The organism is Bacillus sp. SRB_331 (genome assembly GCF_003264175.1).
GTDB lineage: Bacteria > Bacillota > Bacilli > Bacillales > Bacillaceae_G > Bacillus_A > Bacillus_A mycoides.
The window spans coordinates 1-10,346 of record NZ_NADV01000082.1 but is presented as its reverse complement, the minus strand read 5'-3'; the positions used below and the strand labels follow the sequence as shown (position 1 = coordinate 10,346).

Genomic DNA, 10,346 nt, shown 5'->3' with positions numbered 1-10,346 from the left:
ACCATATAACGACTATTTTTTTTAAAAGGTTTAGTCACCTACAATCACCTCTATTTCTTGGAAATTAGGTAAATAATAGCGGTATAAAATGCTATTAATTTCCTAAAATCGTATAAGCTAAACTATTACAAACATCATTTGGGAAGGCTCTCTTTTTTATAATAACATGCACAGCAACTAACACTTTATCACTTTATCACTTTATCACTTTATATGGTAGTTAAATTTTCCCGATCCACACTGAATAGTCCCTTATAAGCCCTATACAAGTAATAAATTATTACAAAAACAAAAAAACGAGCTGAATTCCCCATAAATAACTGTAGAGATATAAAATTTTCACTTTTGTGATATTTCAAAATTTTAGCTCGATGGGCATGTAGCGGTACCCCTAATGAATTTTTTACTTTCTTAGTGCCTCAGCAGGCTCAGTATTAATAAGCTTATAACTTGCTGTTATGCTGATCACGATAACAATAATTGCTGTTACTAAAATGGAAAGAAACATTTTAGTATCGTGATAACTAAACCAAGATCAAAAGCAATACTGATAAAATATGTGAAACTAATTAGAAAAGCATTAAAAACAGACGCCATTCCCGATAACAATACATTTTCACTGAGTATCATTCTTCGTATTGCGCCTTTACTAAAACCTAGTGCAGATAGTAGCCCCAATTCTCTATATCTTGAATTTTGCAACTTAACAAGCAGAATGATGCTGATAAAGAGACCTATTGCTAAAATCAGAATGGATACTATTAAAAACAGGCGGTTAAGGCTATTAAAGGTGCTTTACAAGGCTGCAACTTCGCTTGAAATATGTTTACTATCTATATCTTTTACTTTCAGCATTTTGTTCACAGAAACAATATCATCGAAACTTATCACATCATAGCTAATTGAATAACATTTTTTATCCTTGATATTCTTATAAAACTCCTGATCAACGTCAGAGCTTACAATGAAATCATCATAACCAGCATTAAAGATACCGCTAATCATTATAGGAGATTTGAATTCAAATGCTAGTGGAACCAGCACACCAACATACGGGAATTTTATCAATGCTGGATTTCGAGGTGTTTGGATACAGGTGGGTAAATGAAAAGGACTTACCTGTTGCCAGGGTTCTGATCTATTGAATGCCGCGTCCTCTCTAAACAAAAGAATAGATTTTATTTTGTTAAAAAACGGTTGGAACCCAATTATGGCGGATGTGGTAGGAGAAGCATGACAGAACGTCAACCGCTCTCTGGCCGTCCGATCACGCTGGAGTAGTGGTTAGCTTGGTACTTCCCTCCTAAAAAAAGGCTATCTTAAAAGACCCTGATAAATAAAGGATACAATCAGGGAAATATGAATAACGATAATCTGCTACTCCTATAAAACAGATTATCTATCTAATCGTGTAGGATTCTCTGTAGTTTTTGCTTCATAGAATCCATTTAATACACGGCCACCTTTACTTTTTAACACCTTCACAGGAGTCGGACGCTTGTTTATAAGCGCTACTCCCCCTCGTTGATACATTTCATTCGCTAGATTAATATGCATTTCAAATGCCATACCACGGTTTCCTAGTCCCATTCTTATTCCTCACTTTCCACTTGTAATTTTCTATTTCAATTGAATATGCAATATCCCATATTTATTTATTGTAATATCAATTTATTAACTATCATTTAATAGCGCATCATTAATATTCATTGATAAATCAACATTTGTAATTTGATTCCTTATATTAAGCTCTGATAAAATACTTTTAAACACTTTATTCAAATGTTTAAATTGGGATTTATTGTTATACACAGCTATACGTTTTTTGTGTATTATATAGCAGAAGAGTAAGGTAAGAGTTACTCTTTGCCATTTTAGGAAAGGTTCTGTTGGAGACAACAGGACCTTTTTTCGTAAAAGGATTAGCTTACTTTTAAAAACTTTGCAACAGAACCGAATTACTACTTACGCCAACATAGTTTTATTGTTATATTTAAAATATGAGAATTTGTGAAATTATCAATACGAACAATTATTAGTAATAGGAGGTTTTATTATCAAAGGAAAACATCGTAACATTACCCTCGCAATATTAGGACTATATTCCGTTCTGATTCTCTACTTTATGTTCCTTGGTTTCGATAGATTGGGATTAAAATATATTAACCATGAATATGAATTCCAGTTAATTCCGAGTAGTATTCCTTTGAGCTTGCCAAATATGGTAGATAGAGAAGATTTTAATCTATGGTTTTTTAATTTTGGAAATTTAACAGCATTCATACCTTTTGGGGTATTAATTCCTATGTTATATCGTTGTAGCTTTATTAGATTTATTACTTCATTCTGTATTTCTATTCTTATACTAGAAGTACTACAAATGGTTACTTTTCTTGGTGGTTTTGACATTGATGATGTAATTGTGAATGCAATGGGTGCTACGATAGGATTTTGTGCCTATAAAATAGGATTTCGCTCTAATAATACTTTGAAAAACTTTATTATTACAGGTGTAATAGCATTTATCTTGACATTAGGAGTACTTGTAGTTGTAGGTGAAATTAATAAATCATTAGAAAAGGAACAACAATCCCCCAAAAATGGAACCGTTATAGCGCTAAATCAACTGACAGAAAGTACTGGATATGTACCGAATGTTAACAATTCCACTAGCTTTGAAGTGGCTCATAAAAAAATTGAACCTAAATTAAATATGTTTAGTAGTAAAGGGACAAATTCTCAGCAATTTAAATACTTGCTAAAAGGTAAGTATGCAAAACTTTCGGGATATCTCGGTATCCCTGATAGTGCGAGCAAACATTCCGGTAAGATAATTTTTTCTATTGATGGAAAAGATGTACAAACCATTCGATTTTCTGAAGAAAGCATATCTACATCCACAAGTTCCTTTAAGATAGAGTTGGCTAAAGCAAATGAACTTAGTATTAAATTTATTGATACAGATGCATTGCTATGGGATGTCAAGCTTACAGAATGGAAAAAATAATGAATTGAATTCCACTAGTTTAGATACTAGCGGATTAAATCTCTGGTTTAATACTACAAATGGTACAAACTTACCTGGGGCTATAGTCTCAGGTGTTTTTTGTTCGTTGTGTTCGTTTGTTTTGTTACCCCTTATCATCCCTTAACAACAAATAAGACGATAAACCGATCACGGCAGCGCCTAAAATCGCCATTCCTATACACATGTATGTTATAACCTTATCAAATGTCCATTTTTTTCAGTTTCACATTCATTGTGTAATTTCTACAAAATAAAAATGAAAGCACCCGAATGGATGCTTTCATTTTTATTTCATATAACCATTACTATCGAAGTAATATGTTACCCCGTCAATTACCCTTGATTCATTTGTTGCAAGTCCATAATTTCCAGGAATCCAATACATCCATTTCCCATTAGCAGACGACTGTTCCCAACCTTCTTTCCTAACTAGCTTTCCACCAGGGTTGAATAAGTACCATCTACCGTCTATCTTCAACCAAGGGCTATTATTATCACAAGGAGCAGATGGGTCAAACATAAGTATCCCCTTGACATAATACCAATCTACTTCATTTTCACTTTGCACCCAGGAGTCTATGGAAACCCTATTAATATTCAAATGGTAAATCAGAAATAACCTGTCCTTTTTCCTCTTCATGACCTTCATCACATAATGCCACAGCAGGTATAACTAATCCTGCCGTTAACGAAAACGCTATTATTTCTTCTTTGCTTTGCATGTTTTTCACCCCTTGAAATCAATAAAATAATATATAAAGATGAATTATTTTATTGATTGTGTCAAAAATAGAAGAGTGCATTTTATCAACATTTTTTATAAAATTAATTGTCTATTATTTGTTATTTGCGACTGATGATATGTGTCACTCCTGAATTAGAAAGATACACATTTTGGGGAGTTTTACAAAAAGAAGATATCACGCTTACTGACGTAACATAATTAAAGGAGAATAGAACTTGATAAAACATATACTCAGTTTCATTCTTGGAACAATTGTTATATTAATTGGTTCCTCTTGGATTATTCCTTACACCCTCGAAGCAATTGACAGTACCGTAAGTCATATTACTCGTGACAAAAAGTATTTTAGTAAGCTATATGACTATGATATTAACCTTTGGATGATTGCAAACTTTATATTTTTCATTTTTTGTGCAATTACTGTTCTTATATGTAAGTTACCTAATTATAAGAAGAACAGAAGTACTCATATAAAAAAATATAGTCATACAAATCAGCGTAAAAAAGCAAAGAGAAGGCGTCGTAAATAATTGTTTTTTATAGGGGTACTCACATCCATCAACTTAAGAATTTAGAATTACCCAAAACGAAAAAAAGTCCTAAATTAATTGGGCTCTTTTTACCTTTCTAAAATGTGAAATTTTGTATAAAAGTTTACATTCACTTCTTGAATCATTTATAGCTAATTTTGTAATAAATTTTTCAATATAGGTATAACTGTTATTTATGGTTTTGATATAAAAAATTAACAAAAAACAATATAATATAAATAAGATAGTAATCCCTTTTGTATTCTCCTTGTACTAAAGATAAGATTGTGTTCCCGATCTTATCTTTTTTCTTTGGAGATTTTTGATACAAAAAAGGAATCCTTATAATAAGGATTCTGCAACAGAAAATAACAAAATATAAATAATAAAAAGAATTACTTATATTATAGCTCATATAGCAATAATATAATATTGAGAAATATTTACATAAATTCAGTATGTATTACGTAGTGTAAGTAAAGCTAATTTCAAAATTTGATATACTAAAAGAAAAGATTAGGATGATAAGGCTATGCCAACAAAAGAATTTCAAGACACAATACAGCATTTTTCTTCTTTCTTATTAGATAAAGGAAGAAAACCTTCCACAATTAAACGATATGTTTATGATATTGAAGATTTTGGTCAGTGGTTGCAAAAATCAAAAAAGCTTCCCTTACGCAATATATGGACGACACTTAGTACCGAGGGTTATGAAGAGTATTTTAATGATTTAAAGAAGCAACGAAATTACTCTGATAAAACGATACATCGTGTTTATATTGTCCTAAGTAGACTTTATCAATATTTAGGCCTACCTAATCCATTAGAAGATATGAATCTCATGATTCAGCCTAATCGGGCGTTACGTGATGAAGACTTTATTTCTAAAGAGGAAGAAAAACGGCTAAAGTACATATTAACTTCATTAGAAGGATTAACAGAAAAACAACGCTCCGCTCGTCCAGTACTTATGGATCGTAACATTGTTATTGTGCATTTACTCATTAATGTTTGTCATCTATGTACAGTCATGCATTATAACTGCAAATATGTATAAGAATATAAACGGTATACTATACGGATTCATTTGGATTGAATACAGAATTTAAACTTAATGAATTGGTGGATGTAGAATAAAAACGGGCTGACTCGAAAGAGCCAGCTTTAATTCACAGCAGGTAAATTGATATTTGTAAAGGTGTTATTCGAATTGATGAAGTTACGAATATGATTTTTATTTGTGTAATATTTTAAATTCAATGGTGCTGTTCCTGTATAAACAAATCTATTGTCTTTTAAAATTAAATCGTTTACTCCCGCTGCTGCTCCTGAAGCTAAGAGAGAAGCGAATGCTGGATTATTAATAGTAACATTGCATTTCTCTACTACATAAGTTGTATATGGACGATTTGTATCAGATAAGAATAAATTATTTTTCGTATTAATGGAGATAGCACAGTCTTCCAGTGTAGTGTATGGTACTTGATTATCCACATTTGTAATACCAACTTCGCAAGTTGTATCTATAAGTTTTGATTTAGTAACTCTAATATTCATTGGACTCCCACTAAACAAATGATTTCTCAACTCGCAATTAAGAAGTTCTGACCTTGTGAACTCACACACGTCTACAGTTTGAGTATTAGGGTTTTCTGATCTGACTCGTAAATTTTCGAATCTACAGCTATCATATTCTTTAACTTTAAACGTCATCTCTCTTTGTGTTAAAACCGATTTAAAGGTACATTTGCTTATTTTGTTTGCTTTTATCCATGGTGTGGTATTCGGATTTTCTGTAAAAACAATATAATTATTATCAAATGTGCAATTATCTCCCAATGCAACGAAATCAGGGTTTACGTATTGATTGTTAGATAAAGAAACCCTATACGAATCATTAGTTAAATTCATATTACCACCTGTGAAACTGTTGTCTATAATATTCACAAACGCCGTACTAAAATTAGAAGTCATGAGCCCAATGTTATTTTGACAGTTGTATAAGTAATTATCCTTAATAGTTGCATGCATTAAAGAATAAAGATTAATCGCTAGGTAATCTATATTGTAAATGTGATTATGTTCTATTAAGACATCATAGCAACCAACTAATATACCGTGATAACTGCCGTAAATTTCGTTATCTTTTATGGTACAGCTTGCTCCGTATGAATCTTCCATGTTTATTGAATAACGAGTTGGATTGTTGAAAATAGGTTTTCCATCCAAAAACCTAACCAATCCTTTTCCATTATCGCGGATTTTATTATTTATAACTTCGTTGTAATTCCCCCCTAAAGTAATACCACCCCTATGCCCATTAAAAACCTCGCATTTTTCAACAGTGTTATGGTGAGGGATACCACCAAACATAATTGTATATTGCAGATTCTTATTTACATTGTTTTCATTATAAAATTGAAGTCTAAATTTCATTGCGTTAACTGGGATTGAAATATCTGTATAGATTCTTCTTTTCTTCATAACCCCTATGAAATTGTTGTTATTATCGTAAAAGAAGATATCCAAGTCTTTACTATTTAAATTTGTTGTTCTAGCGTATCCTGCTCCAGCTATAAGAAAGGAAGTAATCTTTGGTGTTAAATCTTGAGGTATGTTTAGCATCTTTGTTGTGAGTGTATTCGTAGAGGTAATGGGTTGTCCAGTGTTGTAATCTAAGGCACTCAAAGTAAGACCTTGATCAAATTCTCCATAGTCAAATATCGAGTTTGAGCTAAATGAAATATTATCACCCATATAATCGCGAACCTTACAATTTTTCACAGAACAATAATTTGAACTTTTTTGAAAGAGAATACCATACGTATTCTCCACTGCTACTTCTAAAGGATTAGAGAAACTTCTGTCGTCCCTACATCCAATTATAGTTCCACCAAATAAATTAGAATTGGTGACTTTACTAAATACGATACTATTCCCTTTGAAGTTGTAATAATCAGTAGTTGTTCTATTGTCAAATGGCGATTTTTTATTAGAATCGTATATAACTTTTAATGTCGATCCATTTAAATTAAAATCTAAATTGGAAAACATAACAATCTCACGTGGATAACATAGAGCGTAATTGCCTTTTGGAAGAATAACTTCAGAGTAATTATTAGATGCTGCATATTGTAGCGCATTGTTTATCCCCTGGATATTCTTATCAGCTTGTATATAATCTGCATCTACATAGGGTTTAGTAGGTAATCCTTCTTTTATGCCCCACTGATTTAATTCAATTAAATAATCCAATTATTATCACCTCTTAAATTTCTTAATATAGTATATTCATTGATAAAAGAAACCGTCCCCTAAAAGGAGACGGTTATAAAAATCATTTCACATATACATAGGCTTCGTTTTTTCATTTCCATATTTACAATCCTCCCCCTTTTCATCCATAATTTCAAAATGGAGAGAGATTAAGGACTGATTATTAATGCATATTCTAGAAAAATTAAACGAGGCCTTCACCTTAGAAGCTCAGGAATCATCACCGAGTAAAGTGGCTATTCAAGAATTAAAAAAATTCTCATCAATAAATATCCTTACATTTTTTATGCTTTTATTCCGTTTCAAACAATACGATAAATCTATGTTTATCTGATAACGTTTTTCTTCGATTTCACTCTTTGTTATTAATTCCTGGCTGTTTTTTAAAGCAACTTTATAACTGCAACGCCCAATGAAACAATTGATATTATCGTACCAATTGTCCTTGAACTACCCCCACTTTCACTTCGTTTAGAAGTGGGGGATTCCTAAGTAAAGAGTTCTATCGAACTCTAATTTATTAGGCTATCTCCACAGTCCTTGCGGTTAGAAGCCTTATTGCTTCATTCTTTAGATTGATACTTGCGTTAATATCCCTATCATGGTGTGTACGACAAGAAGGGCAGTCCCATTTACGTAGGTTTAGATTTTTAACGTCTTTGTTTTGATATCCACAACAAGAACATAATTGGCTTGAAGCAAATGTTTTCGATACAACAATGACTTGTTTACCGTACCATTTTGCCTTATATTCCAACATAGTTCGAAACTGAGACCATGATACCTCACTAATTGCTTTTGCTAACTTATGATTCTTTAACATATTTGATACTTGCAAATCCTCTATACCGATAACATCGTGGTTTTTGATGATTTCAGTCGAGATTTTGTCCAAGTAATCTTTTCTAGCATTCGTCATGTATTCATGAATTCTAGCTACTTTTACTCGTTGTTTATTCCAGCGAGAAGATCCTTTCATTCTTCTAGAAAGAACACGCTGTGCTTTTGCCAACTTCTCTACTAATGATCGAAAAAACTTCGGATTTTTATAGGTTGTTCCATCTGACAAAATGGCGAAATCTTTTAGTCCCACATCCATTCCAATGTAAGAGTTTGTTTTCGGAAGTTCTTGCACTTCTGTTTCAACTAACAATGACACAAAGTATCTGCCAGAAGGGTTCCGTCTAACTGTAGCATTTAAAATACGTCCTGTTACTTCACGACTTTTGGCAAATCGAACAAGACCTAGTTTTGGCAATTTTATTTTGTTTCCTACAACGGCAATGTTTTCATTTGTTTGTTTTGTGGTATAAGATTGTACGTTGTTCTTCTTAGATTTGAAACGCGGGGCATTGTTTTGTTTTTTGAAAAAGCGTGTATAAGCATCCGCAAGGTTGCGAACAGACGACTGAATCGCAATACTATCCACTTCTTTTAACCAAACAAACTCTTTCTTCATGGCAGGAAGTTTGGCAGAGCATGTACCATATGTTAAACCTTTCCCTGTTTCTTTGTATGCATTATCCCATAGAGATAGGAAATGATTGAATACAAAACGAGAACAGCCAATCGTTTTATTGATTAGGGTTGCTTGTGCTTTATTTGGATAGATACGAAATTTATATGCTTTATTAATCATCATTCATTTCACCTCCATTCCGGCATGTTTCTATTATACAACAAACATACATTCGATATGTAGTGAAGTAACAGTTTATGTATGTCGAACAATTAAGATGGCTTCCTGCCATCCCTTGTCCGAAGCCAATTCATCTCCCACCTACTCACTTCGCGTTCCTTAAGGAAGGAGTCTTCTTGGCTAAAATGATAAATTTGTATCCATATAATCAAAATAACGCTATTCTTTTTGTAAAAATATATAGAAGGGATGGTGTATTTTTTCATTTTAAGGAAATTTAGTTTTGTTATCTTTCCCTAATAACAAACAAGACGCCAACCAGATCATGAATTACTATTGGTTTAATCATTAACAAGTATATCTGGGCCCTTTTTCAACATATATGTAAAACCTGAAATAAATACGATACTAAATATAATAATGGAAGACCACATATTAAAATGAAATTCTTTACCTACAACTAAATAATAGATGTTATGGACCAAGAAATTAGCACCTATGATAATCCCACCTAACATTGAACTAATTACAAGGCTGATTAAATAAAATTTGAGCTTCTGAAACATTTCCCCTCTACTCCTTTTCTAAAATCAACTTTATTCAGGATATTTTAGAAAATTATACCATTTATTTTTCTGATATTCTTAAATCTATAATATATTTAAGGTTATTTTAAGAGAAGAAGGATTGCCTATCCAAATGTTCATTTTAGGGTCTCACCAACATGCCCATCAAGGTAATGAAACTAGTTGCTCCAAAACAAAAAAATGTATATTTTTACCTATATATTCCAATTTTCTCATTTTGGGGGTATTTGCCTTTATTAGCTTGTTGGCGATGGGGAGTAACCCATAGAAAAGGAAATCCAAAGGGATAAAACGATGCAACTTCTGTATAAACAGTACATCTTCTTTATAAACGGTACGACTTTATTTCAAAGCTACAGTATTTTATTCTTTTTAACAGATTATTTAGAATAATCGAAAGATAAAAAAGCTCATCTTTTATGAAAAAAGAGATGGGCTTTTTTGTTTGTTGCCAATAAGTGAAGTTACTTGACGTTTACGGATAAAAAACACTCGTTCTGATTAAGGACGAGTGTTTTTTTAGTTTATCTAACAGGTA

8 protein-coding genes and 2 pseudogenes are annotated in these 10,346 nt (G+C 32.0%); 3 read left to right on the top strand and 7 right to left on the bottom strand.

Annotated features, from left to right (window positions below):
• Positions 1-489 precede the first annotated feature (489 nt).
• Together B5P42_RS33205 and B5P42_RS30955 are read right to left on the bottom strand one after the other, a co-directional pair.
• The gene (locus B5P42_RS33205; RefSeq protein ID WP_309251513.1) at positions 490-702 is read right to left on the bottom strand and encodes an FtsX-like permease family protein; all 213 of its coding nucleotides are present in this window, start codon (positions 700-702) and stop codon (positions 490-492) included.
• Positions 703-1,422: 720 nt separating this feature from the next.
• Positions 1,423-1,590, bottom strand: a pseudogene (locus B5P42_RS30955) (Holliday junction resolvase RecU); the annotation flags it as partial.
• A gap of 520 nt (positions 1,591-2,110) precedes the next feature.
• Between B5P42_RS30955 and B5P42_RS30950 the strand changes: the two are divergent.
• Positions 2,111-3,007 (top strand): VanZ family protein, encoded by an 897-nt coding sequence (locus tag B5P42_RS30950; protein WP_258397572.1) that lies wholly within the window; start codon positions 2,111-2,113, stop codon positions 3,005-3,007.
• A 307-nt stretch (positions 3,008-3,314) separates the two neighbouring features.
• Here B5P42_RS30950 and B5P42_RS30945 read toward each other — a convergent pair whose 3' ends face one another.
• Entirely contained in the window at positions 3,315-3,548 is a 234-nt protein-coding gene (locus B5P42_RS30945; protein WP_003192816.1) for a hypothetical protein, read from the bottom strand.
• 70 nt (positions 3,549-3,618) lie between these two features.
• Positions 3,619-3,750, bottom strand: a complete 132-nt coding sequence (locus tag B5P42_RS33015) for a hypothetical protein (protein ID WP_258169578.1) — start codon at positions 3,748-3,750, stop codon at positions 3,619-3,621.
• 238 nt (positions 3,751-3,988) lie between these two features.
• Between B5P42_RS33015 and B5P42_RS30940 the strand changes: the two genes are divergently transcribed.
• Positions 3,989-4,303, top strand: coding sequence for a hypothetical protein (locus B5P42_RS30940; RefSeq protein ID WP_113736040.1), 315 nt, complete (start codon positions 3,989-3,991; stop codon positions 4,301-4,303).
• Positions 4,304-4,835: 532 nt separating this feature from the next.
• A pseudogene (locus B5P42_RS30930) lies at positions 4,836-5,315 on the top strand (site-specific integrase); the annotation flags it as partial.
• Positions 5,316-5,470: 155 nt separating this feature from the next.
• Here the strand turns inward: B5P42_RS30930 and B5P42_RS30925 are convergent.
• The 3 genes from B5P42_RS30925 to B5P42_RS30910 form a co-directional block, all read right to left on the bottom strand.
• A complete protein-coding gene (locus tag B5P42_RS30925) occupies positions 5,471-7,561 on the bottom strand; it encodes a right-handed parallel beta-helix repeat-containing protein (RefSeq protein WP_113736039.1) in 2,091 nt (696 codons plus the stop codon).
• Between the two features lie 541 nt (positions 7,562-8,102).
• The gene (tnpB, locus tag B5P42_RS30915) at positions 8,103-9,224 is read right to left on the bottom strand and encodes an IS200/IS605 family element RNA-guided endonuclease TnpB (protein WP_113736038.1); all 1,122 of its coding nucleotides are present in this window, start codon (positions 9,222-9,224) and stop codon (positions 8,103-8,105) included.
• Between the two features lie 338 nt (positions 9,225-9,562).
• Entirely contained in the window at positions 9,563-9,787 is a 225-nt protein-coding gene (locus tag B5P42_RS30910; protein ID WP_071769988.1) for a hypothetical protein, read from the bottom strand.
• Positions 9,788-10,346 lie beyond the last annotated feature (559 nt).

Excerpts from the sequence above, each read along its gene's own strand:
- B5P42_RS30945 (WP_003192816.1), bottom strand. The coding sequence starts at position 3,548 with ATGTTTGACCCATCTGCTCCTTGTGATAATAATAGCCCTTGGTTGAAG.
- B5P42_RS33015 (WP_258169578.1), bottom strand. The coding sequence starts at position 3,750 with ATGCAAAGCAAAGAAGAAATAATAGCGTTTTCGTTAACGGCAGGATTA.
- tnpB (WP_113736038.1), bottom strand. The coding sequence starts at position 9,224 with ATGATGATTAATAAAGCATATAAATTTCGTATCTATCCAAATAAAGCA.
- B5P42_RS30910 (WP_071769988.1), bottom strand. The coding sequence starts at position 9,787 with ATGTTTCAGAAGCTCAAATTTTATTTAATCAGCCTTGTAATTAGTTCA.